Genomic DNA, 24,569 nt, shown 5'->3' with positions numbered 1-24,569 from the left:
GCATCCAATTTGATACATAAATGAGAATCAATATCATTTAACCCATGCCTCATCACGTAACCCTCATGCCCCCTGCCCCGACCACCCGCAAACGTCGATTCCGCGCTAAACCGCTTGCCGCCGTCGGGCTTTCTGCCCTTCTTTTGACCGGCTGCGCCTCTCCAGGCGGTCCGGCCGCGCCCGCCGCTTCCAGTAGCGAAAAGTCCGGTCCCAAGGAGGCGGGCGCGCCGACTCCGAGGCTCGTTTACACGCATGACGCCGGCATTTCAGTTCTCGACGCGACCACGCTGAAGGCGGTGGGAAGTGCGGAATTGTCCGGTTTCAACCGGCTGAACCCTGCAGGTGACGGCCGGCATGTCCTGGTGTCCACGGGCGACGCGTTCCGCGTTTTCGACACTGGTGCGTGGACGGAGCCGCACGGCGACCACAGCCACCACTATGCCGACGATCCCAAGCTGACCGAGTTGGCGTTTGAGGCAAACAAGGCCGGGCATGTGGTTCGGCACGCTGACAAGACTGTGCTGTTCAGTGACGGCTCCGGCAAAGTGGAAACCTTCGAATCCAGCGCCCTGGGCGACGCTGCCGTCCGTGGCAAGCTGCCCGCCACCGACGTTTACACCACGGCCGAGGCTCACCACGGCGTCGCAGTGGAGTTGGAGGACGGCAAGCTGCTGGTCACCCTGGGCAACGACGAGGGCCGAACCGGCATCGCTGTCCTGGAAACCGGCAAGGGCCAAGAACGCAAGGAAATCGCTCGCAACGAAGACTGCCCTGGTGTGCACGGTGAAGCAGTTGCTGCAGAAGAAGCAGTGGTGGTCGGCTGCGAAAACGGCATGCTGATCTACAAGGACGGAGCCATCACCAAGGTCGCAAGCCCGGACGCATATGGGCGCATGGGTAACCAGGCGGGCTCGGAGAAGTCGCCCGTGATCCTTGGCGACTACAAAGTGGACAAGGCCGCTGAGCTGGAGCGGCCCACGCGCATTTCCCTGGTCAACACTGAAACCGCAACCCTCCAGCTTGTGGATATTGGAACCAGCTACTCGTTCCGCTCGCTGGGCCGCGGACCTTCGGGTGAAGCGCTGGTCCTCGGAACTGACGGCGGCCTGCGCGTCATCGACCCGCTCTCGGGAGCCGTAACCTCGGCCATCCCCGTGGTTGCAGCTTGGGAGGAGTCTGAAACCTGGCAGGACCCGCGCCCCACGCTGTTTGTTCAAGGCTCGACGGCGTTCGTCACCGAACCTGCGACGCAAACTATTCATGCGGTGGACTTGAAAACAGGCAAGGTGAAGAAGTCCGTGCAGCTTGAGCACGTCCCGAACGAGTTGACCGGCGTCGAAGGCTAGAGCGCTGTCTCACATCGTGACCCTTAAACGCCGACGTTCTCTCACATCGTGACCCTTAAACGCCGACGTTCTCTCACTCTTCTAAAGAAAGTGAGAGAACGTCCGGCCAGAACAGGTGGGATGTGAGAGAACGTCGGGGGTTGGGGGCGCTTACGCGAGGACGCGGAGCTTGCTGGCGGAACGGCCGAAGAGCGCGTTGTCGGCGGAGATCCTGCCTGCTCCGGCGAGGGCGAGTGCCAGGGCTGCGCCGGCGAAGAGGAGGACGAGTTCGTACCCGCCGTTGCCGACGAAGATTCCGGCCGGCGCGTGAACGAGGAGCAGGGCGCCCAGCATGTCGATGGCCAGGAGGGCTGCGAAGACGCGGGTCAGGAGGCCGAGGATCAGCGCGATGCCGCCCACGAGTTCCAGGGTGGCGACGATGGGTGCAATCACCGAAGCGCCAGGCACGCCCATCTGAGTGAACGCGGCCTGTGTGCCGGGGATGGTGAATTCGTTGAACTTCTGCCAACCGTGCGCGGCGAAGAGGAATCCTGCAATGACGCGCAGGATGGTCAGGGCTGTGGTGGTCAAGCTGGACTTGTTCATAGCTTCAACCCTGATCGAAATAACTTGAACTGTCAACTAATCAAGAAGTTCCGTGACGCTTCCCACGCGGCTTCGCCTGCAGCCATGGTTGCAGCAGGCGCGTGGTGATTGGCAGGAATATATACGTCATCAGAGGCGTGAGAATGCAGACAGTGACAAGGATTTGGAACACCAGCGGCCAACCCTGCGTGACGGGGTGGAGCAGGAAGTTGGCCAGCAGGCTGAGCGGGAAGAACGGCAAGAAGATACTGACTGCTTGCTTCCAGCGGGGCGGCACCACCGTTTCCGGAACCACTACGGTGACGTCTCCGGGCTGCGCAAACCAGCCTTCAATTCCCGTGCGACGCTCCACGCGGGTGGTTTCCATCATTTCCCGCGCGCTGTCGATCCACCAGCGACGCTCCTCGGACTGTTCCCAGTCCTGCAGAGACTCAGCGTCGGCGAAGCGGTAAAGCATATTCCACTCGTCCGAGTCGGCAGACGTGCGAACCCATCCGGATCCCAGATATCCGGGCCATTCGCGCGCGAGCTCCTGACCTGCATGCGCCCACGCATTTGCTTGCCGCGTGTAGCCGGGAAGGATGGTGCGGGCAACGGAAACGGTGACGGGATGCTCGGTGGACACGGGCTCAAATTTACTCGGCCCCCGGCGGACTACCCTTGTTTAGTGCCTCAAACCACAACGCAGCCCACCCGTTCCAATGCCCGCGAGATTCTCCGCCTGGCCGTGCCTGCTTTTGGTGCGCTCATCGCGGAGCCACTATTCCTGCTGGCCGACTCGGCAATCGTCGGTCACCTCGGCGTCGCCCAGTTGGCCGGTGTTGGGCTCGCGTCCACCGTTTTGCACACGGCCGTGGGACTTATGGTCTTTTTGGCATATTCGACGACGCCGGCCGTCGCGCGCGCGATCGGCGACGGCAAGTTGGGCAAGGCGTTGGCAGCAGGGCGCGACGGCGTATGGCTCGCTTTGCTGCTCGGCGCACTGCTCGCCGTGATCGGGTTTGTTGCTGCTGAACCGTTGGTGGGGTTCATGGGAGCTACGGGCGAGGTCCGCGGATTCGCCGTGGACTACCTTCGCTGGTCCATGCCCGGCCTGGCCGCGATGCTGCTCATCTTCGCGGGCACCGGCGTGCTGCGAGGACTTCAGGACACGCGGACACCGCTGCTCGTAGCAACGGCAGGTTTCGCCGTGAACATTGGCCTGAACTGGTTCCTTGTGTACGGGCTGAACCTGTCCGTGGCCGGCTCGGCGATTGGCACAAGCATCGCTCAGTGGGCCATGGCAGCCGTGTATCTGGTGATGGTTGGCAGGAACTCGCGGCAACATGGTGTGTCCTTGAAGCCCGACTGGCATGGCATCCGGGCCATGACCAAGGTGGGCTCATGGCTCATGCTCCGGACTTTCAGCCTCAGGCTTGCGATCCTTGCCACCGTCATTGTGGTCACCGCGCAGGGGGCCGTGAATCTGGCCGCACACCAGTTGGCCATGACCATCTTCTCCTTCCTGGCCTTCGCCCTGGATGCCCTGGCCATCGCTGCGCAGGCGCTGATCGGTAAAGAACTTGGTGCCAGGAATGCTGGCCGGGTCCGTGAACTGACCCGCACCATGGTCCGCTGGGGCTTGGGATTCGGCGTTGTCACCGGCATCCTCCTGGCCGTCGCGGCGCCGTGGGCGGGCTACCTCTTCACGTCCGACGCCGACGTCCGCTCCGCGTTGACTGTCGCCCTGTGGGTCTTGGCCGTCGGGCAACCGCTGGCCGGTTACGTTTTTGTCCTGGACGGCGTCCTTATCGGCGCAGGCGACGCGCGGTATCTGGCGATTGCCGGCGTCGTGAATCTTGCGGTCTATTTGCCGCTGCTGGCGGCCGTTCACTGGACCCGGCCCGACGGCGCAGCGGGGCTCGTATGGCTGTGGGTCGTGTTTGCGTTGGGCTACATGCTGGCGCGTGGGGTTACTTTGGGGCTGCGCGCACGCACGGATCGGTGGATGGTCCTGGGTTCGCACTAAACTGGACGGGTGACTCTCCCCGCGACTCCTGCCCCGACACCCCCTGCCTCCATGGCTGAGCTCTGGAAACCGGTGCTGATCCGGGCAGTAGTTGCTCTGGTGTTCGGTCTGGTGACGATCTTCTGGGGATCGCCGTCGGTTCACATTCTCGCGTGGGCCGCGGGTTTGTACCTGCTGGCGACGGCGGTTTCCGTCTGGATGTCGCGGGTCCTGCCCGTGGCGGTTCCTGTCGTGATGGCGATCGGCGGCATAGGTGCGCTGGCCACCCAGTCCGATGCCGGCGTCGCGCTCTCCGCGGTTCTGGGCCTGCTGGTTCTGGGCGTTGCTGAACTCGTCCGCGGACTCCGCAAGCGCGACTCGCTGGCCCGCGACTGGATCATTTCCGGAATCATTGCCGTGGGCACGGCCGCCGCATTGCCGTTCTTTATTTCACTTGGAGCCCATGCCCTGCTGGGTGTGGCCGGCGGCGGAGCCATTCTGACCGGCGTGCTGTGGATGCTGTCCGGATTGACCTTGCGCCACGACGCCCAGGTGGGCACCCAACCCGGATCCCAGGCGACTGCGCCGGGCGCTTCCCCGGAGGCCGTAAACTAGTAGCTGGACGTTCTACTCGTTGTAGAACTTTTTGCAGACCGGCGGGGAGCCGAACAGGCCCGCCATCATTGGAGGAATGACCGTGGCAGACCAGACACCAGGAGAGCCGCGCAAGATGCGGACCTCGGTCAAGGGACCCCTCATGTTCTCCGCATTCTGGGCCGTGCTGGCCTTCGTTGCTGTCCTTATTTTCGCTTCCGGCGGCAGCGCACACACCCCGCGTTTCGACCTCGCTTTCACCGGCGCCGGGATCGCGTTCATCGTGAGCCTGGTTGTGGCGGCGATGCTCTCCATGAGCTACAAGGAGAACGCCGAACACCTCGGCCAGGGATCCGGCGTCAACCTCAGCTCCAAGCGGCCCGGTCACGGCGGTCACGCTGCGCCTTCCGATCCGGCCGACGGGGACGCTGAAACGACCGACGGCGACCGCTAAGTTTCCAGCGTTTCCTCGCCTTGGCGGGGGAGCGTTTTTTATTTACGCCCAGCTACCTCCCTGACGAGTCGCTTGCCGGTATTCTAAGCCGCACAGTGCTGTCTATTTTTGGGGGAAATGATGGATTCGTGGCGTGATTCGCTGTCTCAAACGGCTCAAGACGATCTTGATGCCTTGCTCAACATGACCTTGCCGTTCGCGGCACAATGCCTTGCGAAGTACGGCGAGTTTGTCCCGTTTGCGGCGGCGATTACTACGGACGGTCAACCGCAGCTCATCGCCACCGAAGCGATGACAACTGACGCGCAGCCACAATCCAATGACGTTATTGGCGAATGCTACGAGGTTCTGGCTGCAACTCGAGCCGACATCCGGGCCGCCGTGGTGGTGTCCGATGTCAGGATTTGTGGGCTGGAGTCCGACGCGGTGCACCTGGCGTTGGAACACTCCGTGGGTTTCGCCCTTTCCCTCGTTCAGCCGTACTCGCTGGCGCCCGGGCAGGACGTGGAGATGGGGCGGATGTCGCTCACTGCTGGCGACCGTGTGACGTGGCCTGAGGGGGACTAGGTCCGCGGGCGGCGCCACCACGTCAATGGTTCCCACTTGGCGCACGGAGGCGCGTGGGATGCCGCGGCTGCATTGCTCTGTTCCCCCATGCCGCAATGATGCAGGACCGTCAGTCGTCGCCGGCCGCTTTCCGGGCCCGGTAGGCCGCGACGTGCGCACGGTTGGCGCAGTTTCCCGTGTCGCAGTACATCTTGGAGCGGTTGCGGCTAAGGTCCAACACCACGGCGTCGCAATCATCTGCCGCACACACGCGGAGCCGGTCCATCTCCTTGCTACGGATGACGTCGATGATGGCCATCGCGGCCTCAGTGCCCATGCGGTCGGCGAGTGGTGCTTCCGGTGTGGTCGCGTGGAGATGCCAGTCCCAGTGATCGTGCTTGACGAGTTGGGGTAGCGCTTTGGCGTCCAAAAGAAGCTTGTTGACGCCTTTGGCGGCGGTGTTCTCATCTGCTGTCCAGAGTGCGGCGAGCTCGCTCCTGAGTCTCTTGATACTGCGCAATTCAGCTTCGTCATGGGTCCTCGAACCGGAGAATTCTTCGGCCTCCAGAAAGGCGTCGAGGTTCTGAACCGAGGCCAGGGAATCCTCGCCATTGGCTGCCGTATTGATCAGATTGACGACGCTGCGGAGGGCAACCTCGGTGTCAGGCGCAAAAAGCACTTTGACTCCTTACATGTTTCGGGAGTACTGTCAGGACCATAAGCCCACTTTACTCCTGACAGGAGGCTGCTGTGTCAGCTCCAACGACGAAGGCTGATGCAAAAGGTTTCCTGGCATCGGGACTCGGCATCGCTCTGATTTCCTCCGCAGTTTTCGGCACGTCCGGCTCGTTCGCCAAGTCGATGCTGGAAACCGGATGGTCACCCGGTGCTGCCGTTGCCGTGCGGTTGACAGGTGCCGCACTGATCCTGGCGATTCCCGCCGTCGTGGTTCTTCGCGGCCGCTGGCACCAACTCAAGGACAATTGGCTCACAATCCTGCTCTTCGGCCTCATTGGCGTCGCCGGCTGCCAGCTGTTCTACTTCAACGCCGTGGCCCGGTTGTCCGTGGGCGTCGCATTGCTCCTTGAGTATTTGGCGCCCGTGATGATTGTGCTCTGGCTGTGGATCGCCAGCCGTCGCCGGCCCCGAGCGCTCACGTCCGTGGGTGCGTTGCTTTCCCTGGGCGGACTGGTCCTGGTGCTCGATCTGACCGGCGCCGTGAAGGTGGACTTCATCGGCGTTCTCTGGGGCATGGCTGCCGCCGTGTGCCTGGTGATTTACTTCTTCATCACGGCCAAGGAAAACGAGACGCTCCCGCCCCTGGTTCTCGCGTCCGGTGGCCTGGTGGTGGGCGCGATCGTCATGTGGCTGGTCGGTGCTGTGGGACTGCTGCCAATGACCTTCAGCACGGCGAACACCAAGCTGGGCCCATGGACTACTCCATGGTGGGTGTCCGTAGCGGGTCTGGTGATTGTTGCTACCGTTCTGGCCTACGTTTCCGGCATCATGGCCGCGCGAAGCTTGGGTTCCAAGGTGGCGTCCTTCGTTTCCCTGACTGAGGTGCTATTCGCCGTCATCTGGGCATGGTTGCTGCTGGGTGAACTGCCCGGCCCCATCCAGCTGATGGGCGGCGTCCTGATTGTTGGCGGCGTCGTCCTGGTCCGCATCGATGAGCTGCGCGGCGATCGCCGGACCGCCCGCCGCACTGCGACTGAGGCTGCCGCGGCCAGGGTATTGGACCACGCGAACGACGTCGAACCGGTCTCCTCGGGGCCGGTCGCCAAGGCGCCGCAAGGCTAAGCCACTTTCAAAGCCAGGCGTTAAACGCAGAAAGGCCCGGACTTGCGTCCGGGCCTTTTCCAACTGTCTTAGTTGGAAGCCTGCTGCTGCTGCTCAGCGTTCTTCTGAGCGCGATCGCCGGCTTCGCGAAGTGCGTCGGCAACCTTCTTCAGGTTCGAAGCGTGCTGGCTGTCCCACTCGCCGCGGAACTTGTCAGCGTCCGGGCCCTTCCAGTCGGTGCCGTCAAGAGCACCCTTCAGCTGTGAGCGCTGCTGTTCGATGTGCTCTGCACCAGCCTTCAGCTTGTTACCGAGCTGACGAAGCTGATCAACATCTGCACCCCAAATAGCCATGAGATTCTCCTTCAATTGTTCGGACCCGAGCTCTTCGGCATCCCCAGCGGCCTCCGGCTCATCCGGAAGATCCAATAGCTAAAACCTATCCCGGGAAGCGAAAGACCGTCGATGGGCACCCCTCCCCATGCAGCGCTGCCCATGGTTAGCATGGGGATATGTGCCGAAACATCAGGACCCTGCATAACTTCGAACCGCATGCGACGAGCGCCGAAGTGGAGGCCGCAGCACTGCAGTACGTGCGCAAGATCAGCGGGTCTTCCAAGCCATCCAAGGACAACGAGGAAGCCTTCGCGGAGGCTGTCCACGAGATCGCCCACATCACCCAACACCTGTTGGATTCTTTAGTCAGCCACGCCCCTGCCAAGAACCGCGAAGAGGAAGCAGCCAAGGCGAGGGCCCGGGCAGCTGTCCGATTCGGGACTGCTTAGCCCAGGCCCCAGCGTGGAAACTGACTCTCGGCTGGCGCCCTTCTGAGAGGACATAGGGCGCCAGTCGATACGCTGTTGGTTTGGCTACTTGCCGAAGGACCGCAGCCGCAGGGAGTTCGCCACTACCAGCACCGAACTGGCTGCCATCGCTGCACCGGCGATCATCGGATTGAGCAAGCCAAGGGCTGCCACCGGGATCCCGATCGCGTTGTAGAAGAAGGCCCAGAACAGGTTCGTTTTGATGGTGGACAGGGTCTTCCGCGACAGCTCGATGGCCTGGACCAACTGCCCCAGGTCGCTGCCCATGACGGTCAGGTCCGACGCCTCGATAGCGACGTCCGTGCCGGATCCCATCGCGATGCCCAGGTCCGACTGAGCCAGCGCCGCTGCGTCGTTCACGCCATCGCCCGCCATGGCAACCGTCGCGCCGGAAGCCTGCAGTTTCCGCACGGCCTCCACCTTGCCTTCCGGCAGGACACCGGCGAACACATCGTCAGGGGCGATCCCGACGGCGGCAGCCACCTGCGCGGCCACTGCTGCGTTGTCTCCGGTCAGGAGGATAGGACGGATGCCGAGATCCTTGAGCCGTTGGATGGCGGCGGCCGAGCCCGGCTTGAGGGTGTCACTCAGGCTGACGATTCCAGCGGCTTGACCATCCACGGCAACCCAGATCGCGGTGGCTCCGCCGTTCTCCTCGGTGGCGAGGACTGCCCTGCTCGCTGAGTCGAGCGTGATGCCGTTCTCTTCGAGCCAACCCGAGCGACCGACGACGACTGTCCTTGCCGTGCCGTCCAACTCAACGGTGCCGCGGACTCCGCCGCCCGGAGCGGAACTGAATCCGTCCACGCTCGGGAGGGCGCCGTCGTCGTGCGTTGCTTCTTTTGCTGCCGCCGCGGCGATCGCATGCGCGATCGGATGTTCCGAGGCCGCTTCAACCGCACCGGCCAGCGCAAGAACCGCGTCAGGGGAGTAGCCATTCAGAGCTGCGGTGTGATCCACGGCCAGCTTGCCGCTTGTCACCGTGCCGGTCTTGTCCAACAGGATGGTGTCCACGTGGCGCGTGTCCTCGAGCACTTGTGGGCCCTTGATGAGGATGCCCAGCTGGGCGCCCCGACCCGTACCGGTCAGAAGGCCGACCGGAGTTGCGAGGCCCAGCGCGCAGGGGCAAGCAATCACGAGGACGGCTACAGCGGCCGTGAAGGCCGCGTTGAGGTCGCCCGAGAAGAACAGCCACAGGACGAAAGTGACCAAGGCAATCACCAGCACGATGGGCACGAAGACGGCGCTGATCCGGTCCGCAAGCCGGGCGATAGGGGCCTTGCCGGTCTGCGCCTGGCTGACCAGCCGGCCCATCTGTGCGAGCGTCGTGTCAGATCCCACACGCGTGGCGCGGACCAGCAAGCGGCCCGAAGTGTTGATGGTAGCCCCCGTGACAGGGCTGCCTGGACCGACCTCGACCGGTACCGATTCCCCGGTCACCAGCGAGGCGTCGACGGCCGATGCGCCATCCGTGACAATGCCGTCCGTCGCGATCTTCTCACCGGGACGGACCACAAAGACATCGTCAACCAGAAGCTGATCGGCAGGAATCTTCTGTTCGACGCCGTCCAGCAGAATCGTGGCATCCTTGGCGCCCAAGTTCAGCAGAGCCTTCAGGGCATTGCCGGCCTTTGCCTTCGCGTTGGCCTCCAGGTACCTGCCCAAAAGCAGGAAGGTAGTGACAACCGCTGCGACCTCAAAATACAGGCCACCGCCGGACATGCTCTCCATGCCCGGGTGCTCCGTCATGCGCGGATCAGCGAATAATTGCCACGCCGAGTACAGGTAAGCGGCAATGACACCGATGGAAACCAGCGTGTCCATGGTGGAAGCGAAATGGCGGGCATTGATGGCGGCGGCCCTATGGAACGGCCACGCAGCCCAACTCACCACCGGCAACGCCAGCGCACCCACTATCCAGCCCCAATTAGCGAATTGCAGAGCGGGGATCATGGAGATCGCAAAGACCGGCACTGTCAAAATGGCGGCGGCGATCAGGCGTGGGCGGAGCGTGGAGGCGGCGGGGCCGTGGGACATGTGGTCTTCGTGGCCGGTGTGCTCGGCTTGCGCGGCGTGGCCGGTGTGCTCGGCGTGGGCGGCGTGCGCGGCGCCACCGGCGCCATGCTCTGCATGCTCGGTCGTTCCTCCCTTGGACGCATGCTGCCGCATGCCTCCGGCGTCGCCGCTTCCTTGGGCGACTGGCACGCTCTGCCGCATACCTCCGGCCTCGCCGCTCCCACTCAACTCAGATCCGTGAGCATGGGTGGCGTGGGGGTGGGCTGGGCGGGAGTGGGGGGCTTCGGCTGGGCGGACTTTGGCTTTGTAGCCCGTCGCGTTGACCGTATCCACGATCTGTTGGTCCGTCACCGCGGCCGGGACGGTCACGTGGGCCGATTCCAGGGGGAGGTTAACGGTGGCTTCGACGCCGTCGAGCTTGCCAAGTTTTCGTTCCACTCGATTGACGCACGAGGCGCAGGTCATGCCCTCGATGTCCAGTTCGATCACCCGGGTTGCGGGTTGGTTGAAGGTCTCCTGGTTACTCAAGAGTGCTCCTAGGCTTCGTTGGCTACCACCAGGTAGCCGGCTTCTGCGACAGCTTCGCCGATATCCGACGGCGATAGCTCCTGCGTTGAGGTGATGGTCACTGTGGAGATGCCACCGGGGTTGAGGTCGACAGCAACGTCCTCGACGCCAGTCAAGGACTCAAGTTCTTCACTCACACTCGAGATGCAGTGGCCGCAGGTCATGCCGGAAACGTTGACGTTGGTCTGGATGGTTTGGCTCATGGCGCGCTCCTTGGTGATGAGTTGAATGGTGTGGTGAGAGGTTGCGTTACTACCGCAGCAAGCGCCCGATGGCATCGGTGGCCTCCTTGACTTTGGCGTCGATCTGCTCGGCGCGGGCTTGGGGATCGGGCTCGGAGGCGGCACCCACCACGCAGTGGCCGATGTGTTCTTCAACGAGTCCCAGGCTTACCGCGTGGAGGGCCTTGGTGGCTGCAGCTACCTGCGTGAGGATGTCGATGCAGTACTTGTCTTCCTCCACCATGCGGGCAATGCCACGTACTTGCCCTTCAATACGTTTCAGGCGGCGTAGATAGGCGTCTTTGTTGCTGCTGTAACCATGCGGGGCGGCGTGCTCCAGGTCGACTTCGATGACCGGGAGATCGATGCTCGGGTGATTGATACTCAGATCTACCTTGCTCATGCCCCCAAAGGTATACCCCAGAGGGGTATTGCACAAGTACCCCCTGGGGGTATCGGCCCCGATCGGCAGCCTGAATGCCGGCCCGGTGACCGTGCATCACTCCACTGGTCACGCGCAGGAGCCGCCGACAAGCGCCTCAGTGCCACTTGGTATAGACCAAATATCCAAAAATACGGTTTCTTGTTTTGCACTGCAAACCTTTCGGGAAATGTTCTTCCGCCCACATAAGCCCGTTCGTAGTGTTTGGTTTCATACCCGCGGAGGGGGAAGTCCCGCGGAATCCACTTTTCTCCATGGAGGACACTTGAAACTCGCACGCTCCGCCGCGGCAATAGCGATCGCGGCCCTCGCTCTGACCGCCTGCGCTCCGCCCACCTCAAACAACGCTGCCTCCGCCTCGGACGAGCAGACCGGCACAGTCCGCGTGTGGCTCTTCTCAGAGGTCAACCAGGACCCCAAGTCGGCAGTGGTCAAGGAAGCAATCACCGAATTCGAGGCTGCTCACAGCGGTGCCAAGATCGATGTTCAGTACATCCCCGTAGACAGCCGCGCCGAGCGTTTCAAGGCCGCGTTCAACGATCCGTCCAGCGCGCCGGACGTTGCCGAGTTCGGCAACACTGACCTCGCCAGCTACGTGGCATCGGGCGGACTGGCAGATGTCACCGAGGACATCAAGGCCTGGGACGAATCCAAGGACCTGGATGAAAAGATCCTGGACACCACCGAAATCGATGGGAAGAACTACGGTGTGCCGTGGTTTGTGGGCGTCCGCGCCCTCTACTACCGCACAGATCTCCTGCAGCAGCTCGGCCTCGAAGTTCCCAAGACGCTGGCGGACATTGAAACTGTGGCCCGCGCTGTTCGCGCAGCCAACCCGGAATTGCTCGGCATTTCCGTCGGCGGCGCCGCACAGTTCTCCGCCATGCCATACCTGTGGGCCAATGGCGGGGCTATCGCCACCAAGGACGGCGAAAACTTCGTCTCAGGTCTCGATTCGGCGGAGTCCCGTGAAGGCGTCGCCGCCTATACGCGCCTCCTGAAGGACGACATCTGCCCTGCGCAGACCTGCGCGGAATTCGGCGGCAACGCCAGTGTCCAGCAGTTCATCGCGGGCAAATCTGCCATGACCATTGGCGGTGACTTCAACTACAAAGCAGTTGCGGCAAGCGCCATCAAGGACAAGTTCGCCGTGGTTCCCGTCCCGGGCAAAACTGCTGGTTCCATCGCCCCCGCCTTCGCCGGCGGCAACAACCTGGGCGTTTTCAACAGCAGCGAGCACCGCACACTGGCCGCCGATTTCGTGAAGCTCCTGGCCAGCAAGAAGTACCAGCAGAAGATGTTCGACTCCATGGGCAACCTCCCCACGTTCAGCGACGTCCAGCAGTCCGTCGCGGACAACAACAAGCAGGTTCAGCCATTCATCAACACGCTCCGCGCCGGCACCAACTTTGTCCCGGTTACCGAAACGTGGTCCACCATCGACGCCCAGGGTGTCTTTACCGGCATGTACCAGAAGGTGATCACGGGCAAGGCTGACGTCAATACGGCAACCACGGAAGCCGCCGACGTCATGAACAAGGCATTCGGGTCCAAGTAATGCGAATCCCCGAGAACCCATGCAAAGGCGCATCATGACCGCGCTCGCCACCGTGCGATCCGACTCGCCCCGCGACTCAAGCACCCCCGGCAAAGGACCGACGACGGCGGCACGCAAGTCCCGCCGTCGGGCGCGGCTTGAACCGTGGCTCTATCTGGCGCCGGCGTTCATCGTCCTGATCGCACTCCTTGGATACCCGATCTTCCAACTGGTCAACGTCTCGCTTTACGACTACCGCCAAGCGCAGGTCAGCGGCAAGGCGCCGTTGAAGTTCACTGGCCTTGAGAATTACCAGAAGCTGTTCGCCGACCCGCAGTTCTGGACTGTTTTGGGCAACACCGTCCTGTTCGCGGCTGTGTGCGTCGTGTTCACGCTGCTGGTGGGAAGTTCCCTGGCGGTCCTCGCCACGCGCCTCCGTCCGTGGGTTCGCTCGATGCTTTTTGTCGTATCGCTTGGCGCCTGGGCAACCCCGGCTGTCACCGGCAGCGCCGTGTGGCTGTTCCTGTTCGATCCCACTCTGGGATTGGTCAACAAGACACTGGTGGGCATCGGCCTCACCCAGTTCCAGGGCTATTCGTGGACGTATGACAAGTGGTCCGGCTTCGGGCTGGTGGCCAGTGAAGTGGTGTGGTGCTCGTTCCCGTTCGTGCTGGTGACGGTCTACGCCGGCATCCAAGCGATCCCCACTGAAGTCATCGAGGCCGCGAGGATCGACGGTGCTTCCATGCCGCGCATCGCCCGCAGCATCATGCTGCCCATGCTTCGGCCGATCGTCATTGTGGTGACCATCCAGTCGATCATTTGGAACTTCAAGATCTTCTCGCAGATCTACATCATGACCAACGGCGGCGGCATCGCCGGGCAGAACCTGGTGCTGAACGTTTACGGCTATCAGCAGGCGTTCGCGGCGAGCCTCTACGGCCTCGGCTCCGCACTCGGCGTGATCATGACCGCCCTGCTGATGGTCATCACGCTGGTCTACCTCCGGATCCTCAAGAGAACAGGCGAAGCCCTATGACCGCCGTCGACGTTTCATCCGTTTCCAATGGAACCACCAGCGCGGAAGCGCCGCAGAAGTTCCGCAAGAACGGCCGGCGCCGTTTCGGCGCGGATGCCGCCGCGATCGTCATCGCGCTGATTGTCGCGTTCCCGCTGTTCTGGATGGTTCTCTCCGCGCTGAAACCGAAAACAGCGCTCGACGCCGGTGACGCGGCGCCGTTTACGCTGGAACCGTCGCTGGACTCATTCGGGCGCGTGCTGGGTGTCAACAATTTTGGTCAGTACTTCCTGAACAGCGTGATGGTTGCCCTGATAGTGGTTGTCCTCTCCACAATGCTGGCGTTCCTGGCAGCCGTGGCGCTGACCCGCTACAACTTCAAGATGCGGACCAAGCTCCTCATCATCATCCTTGTTTCGCAGATGGTGCCGGTTGAAGCTCTGACGATTCCGCTGTTCTTCCTGCTCCGGAACGCCGGTGAGGCCATCCCGCTTGTGGGCCTGAACCAACTCGGTTCGCTGGTGCTGGTGCACGTCGGATTCAGCATTCCGTTCGCTATTTGGATGCTGCGTGGCTTCGTGGCTGCCGTGCCCCTCGAAGTCGAAGAAGCCGCCCGCCTGGATGGCGCCAGCAGCTTCCGGTTTGTCCGTTCCATCCTGTTCCCGCTGGTGGCACCGGGCGTGGTGGCTTGCTCCGTGTTCTCCTTTATTTCCACGTGGAACGACTTCCTGTTCGCCAAGACATTCATCATCTCCGCCCAGGAAAACCAGACGCTGCCCATGGCGTTGCTGACATTCTTCAAGCCCGACCAAAACGATTGGGGTGCCATCATGGCAGGGTCCGTGATCATGACCATTCCGGTGCTGATCTTCTTCATCGCTGTGCAGCGCAAGCTGGTGTCCGGCCTGGCTGGGGCGGTGAAAGGATGAGCACGCTTCACAACTTGGTGCCGGCGCCGTGGTCCTTTTCTTCCAGTCCGGGTTCCTTAACGCTCGACGCCGGGACTACCTTGGGTGCCGACCCTTCCTTTGGTGGTTCCCGGCGCTGGCTGGCCCGTGCCTTGGGAGCCGTGACCGGATGGGATCTCTTTCCTGCCCCGGCCGGTGAGGCCAGCATCCGCCTCCTGCTTGACCCGGAGCTCGACGCCGAGGCTTACCGCTTGGAGGTGAGTGACGCCGTCGTGATTCATGCAGGCGGTGCGGCGGGTGCGTTCTATGCTGCACAGACACTCCTGCAGTTGATGGGGCCGGACGCCCTGCGGCAAGCACCAGTTGCCGCCGTTTCCACGTGGGCCTTACCGTTCGTGTCTGTGGAGGACAAGCCGCGCTTCGGCTACCGCGGAACCATGCTGGACGTCGCCCGGCACTTCATGCCCAAGGACAACCTGCTGCGATTTATCGAGGTGATGGGAGCCCACAAGCTCAACGTTCTGCACCTGCACCTCACTGACGATCAGGGCTGGCGGATCCAGATCAACCGCTATCCGAAGCTCACCGAAACCGGTGCGTGGCGGCGTGAATCTTCGCGTGGTTCGTGGCGTGCAGGCGTGTTCGATGGCCTCCCCCACGGCGGCTTCTACACGCAGGACGATCTCCGTGAGATCGTGGCGTTCGCTGCCGAGCGGCACATCATGGTCATCCCGGAGATCGATGTTCCGGGCCATAGCCAGGCCGCCATTGCAGCGTACCCGGAGCTGGGTGTTTCTGCGCCGGCCGGTTCCGCACCTGTGGAGGTGTGGACGCGCTGGGGTATCAACGAGACCGTCCTGGAAGTCACTGAAACCTCGCTTGAGTTCTACCGGAACGTGCTGGACGAAGTCGTGGAGATCTTCCCCTCCCCGTGGATATCCCTGGGTGGAGACGAAGTGCCGATTGCCCAATGGCAGTCCAGCGCACAGGCACAGGCCAAGGCCACCGAGCTGGGACTGGCGGACGTGTCGGGCCTGCACAGCTGGTTCGTGGGGCAGCTGGCTTCACATTTGGCCGGTCATGGACGCGCGACATCCGTGTGGGACGAAATTGGCGACGGCGGCCTTCCGGACGGTGCGCTCGTGGCGTCATGGCGCGGGCATGAAGGCGGAATCGACGCGCTCCGCAATGGGTACGACGTGGTGATGTGCCCAGAGCACAAGCTTTACCTCGACCACCGCCAGGCCGACGGTGACGACGAGCCCGTGCCGGTTGGATTCGTGACCACGCTGCAGGCTGTCTATGAGTTCGAACCCCTTCCTGATGTCTCGCCGGATGATTTGCCGGGCCGCTTGCTCGGGGCTCAGGCAAACATCTGGACCGAACATCTGGACACGCCGCGCCGTGTGCATTTCGCCGCGTTCCCACGATTGAGCGCTGCGGCGGAGGCGTTCTGGTCGCGTCCCGAGGAGCGGGACTACGATGGGTTCCTGACCAGGCTCAGGGAGGTGCACCTTTCCCGCCTGGAGGCCATGGGTGTGGAATACCGGCCCTTGTCCGGACCTGCTCCTTGGCAGCAGAGGCCGGGAGTTGAAGGTTGGAAGCGCGATTACGCTGCCGAGCAGCTTGTTAGGAACTGAGTGACTACTGATGGCAAGGATGCCCGCAACTCATCGGCATCCCTCCGCAAAGCATTGGCGCTGCTGTCCGTGGTGGCAGAGGAACCCGGCAACGGGGACGGCTTGGCCCTGGTGGAACTCGCCCGGCTGACGGGTCTGAACAAGAGCACGCTGTTACGGTTGGCGGCCCCATTGCTGGAGGAAAACCTGCTGGAACGCGACCATGAAACCGGTAAGTTCCGATTGGGGCATGGCTGCCTGCGTCTCGGCCAGACCTACTTGGACAGGGTGGATCTGCGCAGCGTGGCCAACCCGGAGCTGCGCTCGCTCATGCGGGCCACAGAAAGCACCTGCCACTTGGTGGTGCTGTCCGGGCACGACGTCGTCTATCTGGACAAGGTGGAGGACGAGGCCACGGTGCGGATGGCTTCCCGCGTCGGTGCAACGATGCCGGCCTATTGCACCGCGGTGGGCAAGGCCATGCTCGCGTTCAGTCCCGAAGAAATCGTCGGGCCGATCCTGGCAGCCGAGCTCCCTCCGCTGACGGACAAGACCATCACGGATCCGGCCTTGCTGAGGGCTGACTTTGAAGCTATCCGAAGGCGTGGATACTCCATTGACGACCGCGAAAATGAGCCGGAAGTCCGGTGCGTCGCCGCCCCGATCTTCGGGCATGACGATCACGTTGTGGCGGCCCTCTCCGTATCCTCGCTTTCTTCGCGGATGACGGCCAAACGCGTCCGCGAAGTCGGGCCGATGGCCGCGGAGACCAGCCTGCGGATTTCCGCCAAGCTGGGCTCGCGACGTGCTTCAGCGAAACTGGCGAGGTTGGCATGAGTGCATCGGAATACTTCCGGGCGAAGCTTCAGTTCGAAATCGACGTGATGGACGTTGCCCATGCTGCCCCGGGTTCGCTGGTTGTGGTGGACACTCGGCGGCAATCCTCATGGGACCACGGACATATTCCCGGTGCCGTACATATTCCTACGGCCCACATTCCTGCTGTGACCCCTGACATGATCCCCACTGGTTCACAGGTGGTGGTGTACTCCTGGGGGCCGGGATGCAATGGCAGCACTTTCGCGGCGTTGGCCTTCGCCGAACTGGGATATTCCGTGAAGGAAATGATGGGTGGGATCGAGTACTGGATCCGGAATGGGCTGCCGGTGGAAACTTCCTCCGGTATGAGCTCTCAGAAGCCTGACCCGCTGGTGACGGCACACACGTGAGGTGAACAGGGGTGGGATGATGGCGGTTTTCGTACTGATTCACGGCGGCGGGTCCACTGCTTGGGACTGGCACCTGGTCCGGCCACTACTTGAGGCATCGGGCCATGACGTCTTCGCTGTGGACTTGCCCATTGAAGATGTCAGCGCAGGGCTTGAGGACTACGCGCACGCAGTTACCGCAGCCGTCGGCGACGCTCAGCACACCATTGTGGTGGGCCACTCGCTGGGAGGATTTACGGCGCCCTTGGTCTGCGAAGCGCTGCAATCGGACGGTCTCGTGTACCTGTCCGCAATGATTCCGATGCCTGGTGAGACCTTTGGCGACTGGTGGACCAATACAGGGCATGACCGCGAGACCATTCCAGAAGAGGCATTCTTCAACCTGGTTCCTGAAGATTTGGCAACCCAGGCACGTGACCGGGAGCGTGACCAGCAAGGTTCCTGGATGTCCGGACCCTGGCCTGGTCGGCATCCGGCCGTCCCCACCCGAGCAATTCTGTGCCGTGACGACCAGTTCTTCCCAGCGTCATTCATGAGGCGCCAAGTGCAGCAGCGGCTTGGAATCGAACCGGTGGAAATCCCTGGGGGTCACTACGCCACGTTGAGCCATCCTGACGCAGTCGCTGCGGCGCTGAACGACTTCGCAGATGAGATCGCCGAGGCCGGAAGCCGCTAGTTTTTCTTTAGCTCCTGGGCGAGCATGACAAGGATTCCGCTGGGTCCGCGGAGATACGTGAGCTTGTAGACATCACCGTAGGTCGCAACGCCGCGCAACGGTGTACATCCGTGTTTCGCAGCAATTCCAAGGGCTTCGTCGATGTCGTCAACCGAGAAGGCCACGCGGTGCATTCCGATGTCGTTGGGCTGAGTCGGGGCAGTCTCTATTGCATCAGGGTGGATGTATTCAAAGAGTTCCAGTTGACCCTGGCCGTCAGGGGTTTGAAGCATCGCAATCTTTGCGTGGTTGCCGTCAAGCCCGACGGCGGTGTCGGCCCAGTCGCCACTGACGGTGTCCCGGCCTATCACCGTAAGACCCAGGTCGGTAAAAAAGGCGATGGTCGCTTCGAGGTCCCGAACCGCAATGCCAACGTTCTCTAATTTGATGGGCATGGGTTTGAAACTACCAAGACGCAGCGAATAGCTCCAGTGTCGAACCGGCTGTGGCATGCCAGTTCAGGAGGCCCAGCCAGCATTCAGGGCTCGACGTCGACAGTCAGGTGAGTGCCGCCGTCGTAGGCTTTGATGACATCGTCGGAGATCACCATTCCCAGCGACGCGGTGATCGGCGAATCGGCGTAAACGGGCGAATGCAGGGCTGAAGGGGGCATTTCGATGACATCCAGTCCACGCGGCGTTGCCGAGGGCTTCGCGACTGCCTGGAATGCGGCCGACGCGGTGGCGTTGGCGGATCTCTTCGTGGACGATGCCGACTTCGTGAACGTGGTGGGGATGTGGTGGATCAACCGTCGACAGATCGAGTTCAATCACGCCTACGGGTTCCGCCACATGTTCCCGGACACAGAGATGGTGCTGGAGCGCGTCAAAGTCCGCGAGCTGGGGAGCGACGTTGCCGTCGTGCATGCAAAATGGTCCATGACCGGCCAGATCACGCCGTCCGGTAAAAGATCAGGGCGCCGGCGCGGCGTCATCAGCTTCACCACCGTCCGGCAAGAAGACGGCGGATGGCTTGCGGTGAGCGCACAGAACACGGACATCGTCCCTGGCAAGCAAACGCACGTCGCGACGGACGAAGGGCTGGTTCCGGAAACCTACGAACCCCGCCCAGCCTCGTCCCCAGGTAACTAGCGACCAGTCGGTGCACCCACACCCGCCATTCGCACCAGTTACACGTGGCGCGAACGGCGCGAAGTGGTGCGTCGCGTTGCGGGGATCTATACATATGTCGATTCGGGTGCATCAAACGAGACAAATGTTAGGACGCTGCCCTGCCATCAGGAGGCTACCTTGGCTATCAAGCCGCTCCCGGCACCCCTGCCGACAACCTGAAAGCGAGACGAAGCGTGTCAGTCAACCAAGAACTCCCCGTGCTGCCCCACTGGATCGGGGGAGAAGAAGCACTTTCCTCCGGTGACCGCACCGCTCCGGTGTTCGACCCCGCACGCGGTATCGAAACCAAGCGCGTGGCGCTGGGCGACGCAGCCGACATCGAGGCCGCTATCTCCTCAGCGCACAAGGCATACCCGGCATGGCGAGACCTCTCCATCACCAAGCGCCAGCAGATCATCTTCCGCTTCCGTGAGCTGCTGAATGAGCGCAAGGGCGAACTGGCCCAGATCATCACCGCCGAGCACGGCAAGGTAGTCTCGGACGCCTTGGGTGAAATCACCCGCGGTTTGGAAGTTGTGGAACTGGCCACAGGCTTCCCGCACCTCATCAAGGGCGAGCATTCAGAGAACGTCTCCAGCGGCGTCGACGTTTACTCCACCAAGGCGCCCCTGGGCGTCGTCGGCATCATCAGCCCGTTCAACTTCCCGGCCATGGTGCCGCTGTGGTTCTTCCCTATCGCTATCGCGGCCGGCAACACCGTTGTGCTGAAGCCGAGCGAAAAGGACCCGACGGCGGCAAACTGGCTCGCTGCCCTGTTCACCGAGGCGGGCCTCCCGGATGGCGTCTTCAACGTGCTCCATGGCGACAAGGAAGCCGTTGACGGTCTGCTGGTGCACCCGGACGTGAAGGCGATTTCCTTCGTAGGTTCCACCCCGATCGCCCAGTACATTTACGAGACCGCGGCCCGGAACGGCAAGCGCGTGCAGGCCCTCGGGGGCGCCAAGAACCACATGCTGGTATTGCCCGACGCCGATCTCGAACTGACTGCCGACGCCGCTATCAACGCCGGTTTCGGTTCCGCCGGTGAGCGCTGCATGGCCATCAGCGTGGTTGTCGCCGTCGAACCGGTCGCGGATGAGCTGATCGAAAAGATCACCACCCGCATGGCTACGCTGAAGATCGGCGACGGCCGCCGCAACTGCGACATGGGTCCCTTGGTCACCGGGCAGCACCGTGACAAGGTTGCCTCCTACATCGACGTTGCCATTGAGGACGGCGCCAAGGTTGTTGTCGACGGTCGCGGCATCGCCGTTGACGGCGACGAGAACGGCTTCTGGCTTGGCCCCACGCTGATCGACGACGTCCCCGTCACCTCGCGCGTCTATAAGGAAGAGATCTTCGGCCCGGTGCTGTCCGTGGTCCGCGTCCGCAGCTACGAAGAAGGCCTGGAGCTGATCAACTCCGGCGCCTACGGCAACGGCACTGCCATTTTCACGAACGACGGCGGTGCGGCCCGACGCTTCCAGACCGAGGTCGAGGTGGGGATGGTAGGCATCAACGTGCCCATTCCCGTGCCTGTTGCGTACTACTCCTTCGGTGGTTTCAAGGACTCCATCTTCGGCAGCTCCAAGGCTTATGGCCTGCAGGGATTCCAGTTCTTCACCCGCGAGAAGGCCATCACCTCCCGCTGGCTGGACCCGAGCCACGGCGGCATCAACCTGGGCTTCCCGCAGAACTAGTCCCGACATTTTGGGGGCCTCCGGCGCGACTGCCGGAGGCCCTTTTGTCGTCCCCGTTCGGTGGGATGTGGGAGAGGATCGCCCAAAAACCGGTGGGATGTGGGAGAGGATCGCCCAAAAACCGGTGGGATGTGGGAGAGGATCTTCCCGATGCTCTCCCAGTTACTGCCCGTTTTTCCCGATCGCTCTCCCAGATCCCTCCTCCAGGAACTGAACCGCGGCGAACAATTCCAGCCGGTCGCGCATGCCGTCGAGGTTCAGGCCGAGGATCCTCCCGGCGGCGTCGATCCTGTTCCGGAGCGTGTGCCTGTGAACGCCCAGGCGGCGGGCCGTCTTGTCCCACACACAGTTGTTGGCGAACCATTCGCGCACCGTTGCCAACAGTTCGGCCTGTTCGGCAAGGTCGTGCGCCATGAGCGGTTGCAGCATTCCACGGGCCACGGGTCCCGCCTCTTCCGCCCGCAGCAGCCCCAACATTCCGCCGTCGGACAGTTCGGAAAACTCGACGACGGCGCGGTCCAGTTCCGTTGCGCGCCGCAGCGAACGCGTCGCCTCCTCCAAGGCGTTGGCCAGCCCGTCCATAGTGGTCCCGGACGAAACGCCGCACGACGCTCCGTGGCGTTGGAGCAGTTCGAGGACCTTGTCCTGGTGGACAGGACCGGCGAGCACAACCAGCAGCTCGCCCCGAAGTGCGTAGAACACGGCTCCGCGATAGTCGTCGGCCAAGAGCTCCAAGGCTTCCAACAGGTTCGGAGCCGGGTTCTCTTGCCGTGACGCAGTAACCAGCAGCGGCTCCCGTGGCAGCTGGCCCCAGACCTGACGTGCTGTTTTAAGCGCGACGTCGATGCTGCCCGCCAGCAATTGCTCGAAGACGCCGGCGCGGAGGTGCCTGCGGGCGGTGTCCAGCGTGCGGGCTTGTTCGAGGGCCAGACTTGCCAGGCCGATCACGCTGTTGACGATGTCGGTCCTTGCCGGGTCCAAGGGTTCGATTGCGCCGAGCACCAGTGCACCGCGGAGACCACCCTTCCGGCCAAGGGTCTGCAGCGTCACTGACTGCCCCTCGATGTGCAAGTACGAGGCAGATCGCGTGCCGAGGTGCAGGGCATCCCGGACCCGGGACGTCACCTGGGCTGCGACATCGGAGGGAATGGGGCGGTTCCTGGGCATCCGGACGTAGTTTCCCGCGGCATCGTAGAGCGCCACCCAGCTATGGAGTTGGCGTTCGAGCTCGCCAAGGATCGACGTCAGTCCATCGGGGCGAAGGGCTGCGCGGGAAATGGCGCGCTGAGCCTGCAGGGACCATTCGGCCCGGGCGTGTTCTTCCTTGGCCAAGTAGTCCGCCACCATGCGGATGATCGCGATGAACGGGGTGCGGTCCGGGACTTCCAGCAACGGCAACCCGTGGTTGCGGCATGCTTCTTCCAGGCCCGGCGGCAGCGTCCCATGGATCACCTGGGTCGCGAAGCCGAGGCCTTTGATGCCGTGCTCCACTAGGCGCCTGACGTAGGCGTCGTAGTCGTTTGACCCCTGAGCCGAGCGGCCCCCCGAGGCCGCGTCCGCCGTCGTCGTCATTTCGCCCGCCGACGCATCAACGGGGAACTGTGTGCCGTCGGTGAGCAGCAGTTGTCCCGCGTCGAGGAAGGGTGTGGGGTCCGCCAGGTCGGAGCTGTGCACCCAGGCGATGGGTTCGTCCAGCAGGGGCGAGGCGGGCTCGGGGACCACGAGCCGGAGTTTGAGGGTGCGACTGCGGAGAAGGACATTCAGGCTTGGTGGCATGCCGGGACCCTAAGGTTGTGAAAACGTCGAATGGAGATGCAGCGATTGTACAAAGGTATAGCGACTGGCGGTGCGTGCAAAAAGGATGATGAAGGGACTCCCCAAGCCTTCCACCGAGAGGAACCGCCATGTTCGCCAGCCACGCAATCCTGGATGCAACCAACAGCGCAGCCGTCACCAATGCCGAGGCCGTTGCCCTTGACCGGGCGAATGTGTTCCATTCCTGGTCCGCGCAGAAGTCCCTGAATCCGCTGGTCATCGCGGGCGGATCCGGCAGCACGGTCTGGGACCACGACGGCAACACGTACCTGGATTTCTCCAGCCAACTGGTCAACACCAACATCGGTCACCAGCACCCCAAGGTGATCGCAGCCATTGCGCAGCAAGCCACGGCACTGGCCACTTTGGCGCCATCGCACGCCAGCCACGTCCGCGGCTTGGCCGCGGCCAGGATCCTCTCGCACGCGCCGGCAAGCATGGAGAAGGTGTTCTTCACTAACGGCGGCGCAGACGCCAACGAGAACGCGATCCGCATGGCCCGCTTGCACACAGGCCGCGACAAGGTGATCTCTCGTTACCGCTCGTACCACGGGAACACCGGCTCGGCCATAGTGGCAACCGGCGACTGGCGGCGCATCCCCAATGAGTACGCCCGCGGCCACGTCCACGTGTTCGGCCCGTACCTCTACCGCACCGAGTTCTGGGCGCAGACCCCGGAACAGGAATCCGAACGCGCCCTGCATCACCTGCGGCGCACCATCCAGGCCGAAGGGCCGCAGTCGATAGCCGCGATCCTCCTGGAAACGGTCCCCGGCACAGCCGGCATCCTGGTTCCAACGGCGAGCTACTTGCAAGGCGTCCGCGCGCTGTGCGACGAGTACGGAATCGTGATGATCCTGGATGAAGTCATGGCCGGCTTCGGCCGCACCGGCGACTGGTTTGCGTTGGACGCCTTCGACGTCACCCCCGACCTCATCACTTTCGCCAAAGGCGTCAACTCCGGCTACGTCCCAGTGGGCGGCGTCATCATCTCCGGCGAGATCGCCGCAACCTTCGACGAACGCGTCTTCCCCGGCGGCCTCACGTACTCCGGCCACCCGCTTGCCGCCGCTTCCGTGGTTGCCTCGATTGAGGCGTTCGAAGAAGAGGACATCGTGGGCAACGCCGCAAGGATCGGCCGCGACCACTTGGAGCCCGGCCTGCGCGCCTTGGCTGAACGCCATGAGGTGATCGGCGAAGTCCGCGGACGCGGTGTGTTTTGGGCGCTCGAACTCGTCCAGGACCGTGCCTCGCGCATCCCGGTCACCGCCGAATACATGGGCCGGATCAAAGCCGAACTGCTCCGACTGGGACTGCTGCCGTTCATCGCCGACAACCGCATCCACGTGGTTCCGCCGGCCGTGGTCACGCCCGACGAGGTCGCTACTGCGCTCGCCATCTACGACCAGGCGCTCACGGCTGTCGCCCGGTAGGCGGGTTCCCAACCACCGCGTAGCGCTCGACGGCGGCACTCACCCGAGTGTCGCCGTCGTGCGTTTTGTGCGCGGCTGCCTTCAATGCTGCGGCGCCATGAAAAACCTGGACTCGTCGTTCAG

Annotated in this window: 27 protein-coding genes; 17 read left to right on the top strand and 10 right to left on the bottom strand. The window is 62.9% G+C overall.

Going from position 1 to position 24,569, the window contains the following annotated elements; genetic code table 11:
• Positions 1-44 precede the first annotated feature (44 nt).
• Entirely contained in the window at positions 45-1,346 is a 1,302-nt protein-coding gene (gene aztD, locus ACIQC5_RS15420) for a zinc metallochaperone AztD (protein WP_400284009.1), read from the top strand.
• Positions 1,347-1,496: 150 nt separating this feature from the next.
• Here aztD and ACIQC5_RS15415 read toward each other — a convergent pair whose 3' ends face one another.
• A complete protein-coding gene (locus ACIQC5_RS15415) occupies positions 1,497-1,931 on the bottom strand; it encodes a DoxX family protein (RefSeq protein WP_400284006.1) in 435 nt (144 codons plus the stop codon).
• Positions 1,932-1,971: 40 nt separating this feature from the next.
• Positions 1,972-2,556: an antibiotic biosynthesis monooxygenase gene (locus ACIQC5_RS15410; protein ID WP_400284003.1), complete on the bottom strand. Its 585-nt coding sequence runs from the start codon at positions 2,554-2,556 to the stop codon at positions 1,972-1,974.
• 42 nt (positions 2,557-2,598) lie between these two features.
• Between ACIQC5_RS15410 and ACIQC5_RS15405 the strand changes: the two genes are divergently transcribed.
• The 4 genes from ACIQC5_RS15405 (at position 2,599) to ACIQC5_RS15390 (ending at position 5,533) form a co-directional block, all read left to right on the top strand.
• A complete protein-coding gene (locus ACIQC5_RS15405; RefSeq protein WP_400284000.1) occupies positions 2,599-3,939 on the top strand; it encodes an MATE family efflux transporter in 1,341 nt (446 codons plus the stop codon).
• 9 nt (positions 3,940-3,948) lie between these two features.
• Positions 3,949-4,533: a hypothetical protein gene (locus ACIQC5_RS15400; protein ID WP_400283998.1), complete on the top strand. Its 585-nt coding sequence runs from the start codon at positions 3,949-3,951 to the stop codon at positions 4,531-4,533.
• A 76-nt stretch (positions 4,534-4,609) separates the two neighbouring features.
• The gene (locus tag ACIQC5_RS15395) at positions 4,610-4,966 is read left to right on the top strand and encodes a hypothetical protein (RefSeq protein WP_400283996.1); all 357 of its coding nucleotides are present in this window, start codon (positions 4,610-4,612) and stop codon (positions 4,964-4,966) included.
• Between the two features lie 117 nt (positions 4,967-5,083).
• Positions 5,084-5,533 carry a hypothetical protein gene (locus tag ACIQC5_RS15390; protein ID WP_400283994.1) on the top strand — a complete coding sequence of 150 codons (450 nt, stop codon included), beginning with the start codon at positions 5,084-5,086 and terminating at the stop codon, positions 5,531-5,533.
• 109 nt (positions 5,534-5,642) lie between these two features.
• Here the strand turns inward: ACIQC5_RS15390 and ACIQC5_RS15385 are convergent, their stop codons facing one another.
• The gene (locus ACIQC5_RS15385) at positions 5,643-6,191 is read right to left on the bottom strand and encodes a CGNR zinc finger domain-containing protein (RefSeq protein ID WP_400283991.1); all 549 of its coding nucleotides are present in this window, start codon (positions 6,189-6,191) and stop codon (positions 5,643-5,645) included.
• A gap of 71 nt (positions 6,192-6,262) precedes the next feature.
• On the opposite strand from ACIQC5_RS15385, the gene ACIQC5_RS15380 reads away from it, so the two are divergent.
• The gene (locus ACIQC5_RS15380) at positions 6,263-7,312 is read left to right on the top strand and encodes an EamA family transporter (RefSeq protein WP_400283988.1); all 1,050 of its coding nucleotides are present in this window, start codon (positions 6,263-6,265) and stop codon (positions 7,310-7,312) included.
• A gap of 68 nt (positions 7,313-7,380) precedes the next feature.
• Here the strand turns inward: ACIQC5_RS15380 and ACIQC5_RS15375 are convergent, their stop codons facing one another.
• On the bottom strand, positions 7,381-7,644 hold the full coding sequence (locus ACIQC5_RS15375) for a WXG100 family type VII secretion target (RefSeq protein ID WP_018779397.1): 264 nt from the start codon (positions 7,642-7,644) through the stop codon (positions 7,381-7,383).
• Between the two features lie 158 nt (positions 7,645-7,802).
• Between ACIQC5_RS15375 and ACIQC5_RS15370 the strand changes: the two genes are divergently transcribed.
• Positions 7,803-8,075 carry a DUF2277 domain-containing protein gene (locus ACIQC5_RS15370; protein WP_400283986.1) on the top strand — a complete coding sequence of 91 codons (273 nt, stop codon included), beginning with the start codon at positions 7,803-7,805 and terminating at the stop codon, positions 8,073-8,075.
• Positions 8,076-8,159: 84 nt separating this feature from the next.
• Here the strand turns inward: ACIQC5_RS15370 and ACIQC5_RS15365 are convergent, their stop codons facing one another.
• From ACIQC5_RS15365 to ACIQC5_RS15355, 3 genes are read right to left on the bottom strand one after another with little or no spacing between them, the layout of a single operon-like run.
• Positions 8,160-10,658, bottom strand: a complete 2,499-nt coding sequence (locus ACIQC5_RS15365; RefSeq protein WP_400283983.1) for a heavy metal translocating P-type ATPase — start codon at positions 10,656-10,658, stop codon at positions 8,160-8,162.
• 8 nt (positions 10,659-10,666) lie between these two features.
• Positions 10,667-10,900 carry a heavy-metal-associated domain-containing protein gene (locus tag ACIQC5_RS15360; protein ID WP_400283981.1) on the bottom strand — a complete coding sequence of 78 codons (234 nt, stop codon included), beginning with the start codon at positions 10,898-10,900 and terminating at the stop codon, positions 10,667-10,669.
• Between the two features lie 49 nt (positions 10,901-10,949).
• Positions 10,950-11,321 (bottom strand): metal-sensitive transcriptional regulator, encoded by a 372-nt coding sequence (locus ACIQC5_RS15355; protein ID WP_400283978.1) that lies wholly within the window; start codon positions 11,319-11,321, stop codon positions 10,950-10,952.
• A 304-nt stretch (positions 11,322-11,625) separates the two neighbouring features.
• Between ACIQC5_RS15355 and ACIQC5_RS15350 the strand changes: the two genes are divergently transcribed.
• The 7 genes from ACIQC5_RS15350 to ACIQC5_RS15320 are packed head-to-tail and all read left to right on the top strand — an operon-like array spanning position 11,626 to position 18,347.
• A complete protein-coding gene (locus tag ACIQC5_RS15350) occupies positions 11,626-12,918 on the top strand; it encodes an extracellular solute-binding protein (protein ID WP_400283976.1) in 1,293 nt (430 codons plus the stop codon).
• Positions 12,919-12,952: 34 nt separating this feature from the next.
• On the top strand, positions 12,953-13,936 hold the full coding sequence (locus ACIQC5_RS15345) for a carbohydrate ABC transporter permease (protein ID WP_400283973.1): 984 nt from the start codon (positions 12,953-12,955) through the stop codon (positions 13,934-13,936).
• A complete protein-coding gene (locus ACIQC5_RS15340) occupies positions 13,933-14,844 on the top strand; it encodes a carbohydrate ABC transporter permease (RefSeq protein ID WP_400283970.1) in 912 nt (303 codons plus the stop codon). The genes ACIQC5_RS15345 and ACIQC5_RS15340 overlap by 4 nt, the downstream gene beginning before the upstream one ends.
• A complete protein-coding gene (locus ACIQC5_RS15335; RefSeq protein WP_400283968.1) occupies positions 14,841-16,463 on the top strand; it encodes a beta-N-acetylhexosaminidase in 1,623 nt (540 codons plus the stop codon). Before ACIQC5_RS15340 ends, ACIQC5_RS15335 begins: the two co-directional genes overlap by 4 nt.
• Positions 16,464-17,279 (top strand): IclR family transcriptional regulator, encoded by an 816-nt coding sequence (locus tag ACIQC5_RS15330; RefSeq protein WP_400283966.1) that lies wholly within the window; start codon positions 16,464-16,466, stop codon positions 17,277-17,279. It abuts the gene before it with no gap.
• Positions 17,276-17,671: a rhodanese-like domain-containing protein gene (locus tag ACIQC5_RS15325; RefSeq protein ID WP_400283963.1), complete on the top strand. Its 396-nt coding sequence runs from the start codon at positions 17,276-17,278 to the stop codon at positions 17,669-17,671. The genes ACIQC5_RS15330 and ACIQC5_RS15325 overlap by 4 nt, the downstream gene beginning before the upstream one ends.
• A gap of 19 nt (positions 17,672-17,690) precedes the next feature.
• Complete coding sequence (locus ACIQC5_RS15320; RefSeq protein WP_400283961.1) at positions 17,691-18,347, top strand: alpha/beta fold hydrolase; 657 nt, start codon at positions 17,691-17,693, stop codon at positions 18,345-18,347.
• Here the strand turns inward: ACIQC5_RS15320 and ACIQC5_RS15315 are convergent.
• A complete protein-coding gene (locus ACIQC5_RS15315) occupies positions 18,344-18,781 on the bottom strand; it encodes a VOC family protein (RefSeq protein ID WP_400283958.1) in 438 nt (145 codons plus the stop codon). The two genes, ACIQC5_RS15320 and ACIQC5_RS15315, sit on opposite strands and share 4 nt — an antisense overlap.
• An 83-nt stretch (positions 18,782-18,864) precedes the next feature.
• On the bottom strand, positions 18,865-18,999 hold the full coding sequence (locus tag ACIQC5_RS15310; protein WP_400283956.1) for a hypothetical protein: 135 nt from the start codon (positions 18,997-18,999) through the stop codon (positions 18,865-18,867).
• 4 nt (positions 19,000-19,003) lie between these two features.
• Here ACIQC5_RS15310 and ACIQC5_RS15305 point away from each other — a divergent pair, with 4 nt between their 5' ends.
• Both ACIQC5_RS15305 and ACIQC5_RS15300 read left to right on the top strand, forming a co-directional pair.
• Positions 19,004-19,477: an SgcJ/EcaC family oxidoreductase gene (locus ACIQC5_RS15305; RefSeq protein WP_400283953.1), complete on the top strand. Its 474-nt coding sequence runs from the start codon at positions 19,004-19,006 to the stop codon at positions 19,475-19,477.
• Positions 19,478-19,692: 215 nt separating this feature from the next.
• On the top strand, positions 19,693-21,198 hold the full coding sequence (locus tag ACIQC5_RS15300; RefSeq protein ID WP_400283950.1) for a CoA-acylating methylmalonate-semialdehyde dehydrogenase: 1,506 nt from the start codon (positions 19,693-19,695) through the stop codon (positions 21,196-21,198).
• Positions 21,199-21,360: 162 nt separating this feature from the next.
• Here the strand turns inward: ACIQC5_RS15300 and ACIQC5_RS15295 are convergent, their stop codons facing one another.
• Complete coding sequence (locus tag ACIQC5_RS15295; RefSeq protein ID WP_400283947.1) at positions 21,361-22,974, bottom strand: PucR family transcriptional regulator; 1,614 nt, start codon at positions 22,972-22,974, stop codon at positions 21,361-21,363.
• A gap of 128 nt (positions 22,975-23,102) precedes the next feature.
• On the opposite strand from ACIQC5_RS15295, the gene ACIQC5_RS15290 reads away from it, so the two are divergent.
• On the top strand, positions 23,103-24,446 hold the full coding sequence (locus ACIQC5_RS15290; protein WP_400283944.1) for an aspartate aminotransferase family protein: 1,344 nt from the start codon (positions 23,103-23,105) through the stop codon (positions 24,444-24,446).
• Positions 24,447-24,569 lie beyond the last annotated feature (123 nt).

This window comes from Paenarthrobacter sp. NPDC092416, from assembly GCF_044755025.1.
Classification (GTDB): Bacteria; Actinomycetota; Actinomycetes; order Actinomycetales; family Micrococcaceae; genus Arthrobacter.
The sequence above is the reverse complement of the archived record's forward strand: the minus strand, read 5'-3'. Positions and strand labels throughout refer to the sequence as shown.

Bases quoted from the DNA above. Each gene is read 5' to 3' on its own strand.
- ACIQC5_RS15320 (WP_400283961.1), top strand. From the start codon at position 17,691: ATGGCGGTTTTCGTACTGATTCACGGCGGCGGGTCCACTGCTTGGGAC.
- ACIQC5_RS15325 (WP_400283963.1), top strand. From the start codon at position 17,276: ATGAGTGCATCGGAATACTTCCGGGCGAAGCTTCAGTTCGAAATCGAC.
- ACIQC5_RS15390 (WP_400283994.1), top strand. From the start codon at position 5,084: ATGATGGATTCGTGGCGTGATTCGCTGTCTCAAACGGCTCAAGACGAT.
- ACIQC5_RS15395 (WP_400283996.1), top strand. From the start codon at position 4,610: ATGACCGTGGCAGACCAGACACCAGGAGAGCCGCGCAAGATGCGGACC.
- ACIQC5_RS15295 (WP_400283947.1), bottom strand. From the start codon at position 22,974: ATGCCACCAAGCCTGAATGTCCTTCTCCGCAGTCGCACCCTCAAACTC.
- ACIQC5_RS15360 (WP_400283981.1), bottom strand. From the start codon at position 10,900: ATGAGCCAAACCATCCAGACCAACGTCAACGTTTCCGGCATGACCTGC.
- aztD (WP_400284009.1), top strand. From the start codon at position 45: ATGCCTCATCACGTAACCCTCATGCCCCCTGCCCCGACCACCCGCAAA.
- ACIQC5_RS15335 (WP_400283968.1), top strand. From the start codon at position 14,841: ATGAGCACGCTTCACAACTTGGTGCCGGCGCCGTGGTCCTTTTCTTCC.
- ACIQC5_RS15315 (WP_400283958.1), bottom strand. From the start codon at position 18,781: ATGCCCATCAAATTAGAGAACGTTGGCATTGCGGTTCGGGACCTCGAA.
- ACIQC5_RS15355 (WP_400283978.1), bottom strand. From the start codon at position 11,321: ATGAGCAAGGTAGATCTGAGTATCAATCACCCGAGCATCGATCTCCCG.
- ACIQC5_RS15345 (WP_400283973.1), top strand. From the start codon at position 12,953: ATGACCGCGCTCGCCACCGTGCGATCCGACTCGCCCCGCGACTCAAGC.
- ACIQC5_RS15340 (WP_400283970.1), top strand. From the start codon at position 13,933: ATGACCGCCGTCGACGTTTCATCCGTTTCCAATGGAACCACCAGCGCG.
- ACIQC5_RS15415 (WP_400284006.1), bottom strand. From the start codon at position 1,931: ATGAACAAGTCCAGCTTGACCACCACAGCCCTGACCATCCTGCGCGTC.
- ACIQC5_RS15370 (WP_400283986.1), top strand. From the start codon at position 7,803: ATGTGCCGAAACATCAGGACCCTGCATAACTTCGAACCGCATGCGACG.
- ACIQC5_RS15305 (WP_400283953.1), top strand. From the start codon at position 19,004: ATGACATCCAGTCCACGCGGCGTTGCCGAGGGCTTCGCGACTGCCTGG.
- ACIQC5_RS15290 (WP_400283944.1), top strand. From the start codon at position 23,103: ATGTTCGCCAGCCACGCAATCCTGGATGCAACCAACAGCGCAGCCGTC.
- ACIQC5_RS15375 (WP_018779397.1), bottom strand. From the start codon at position 7,644: ATGGCTATTTGGGGTGCAGATGTTGATCAGCTTCGTCAGCTCGGTAAC.
- ACIQC5_RS15310 (WP_400283956.1), bottom strand. From the start codon at position 18,999: ATGCCCCCTTCAGCCCTGCATTCGCCCGTTTACGCCGATTCGCCGATC.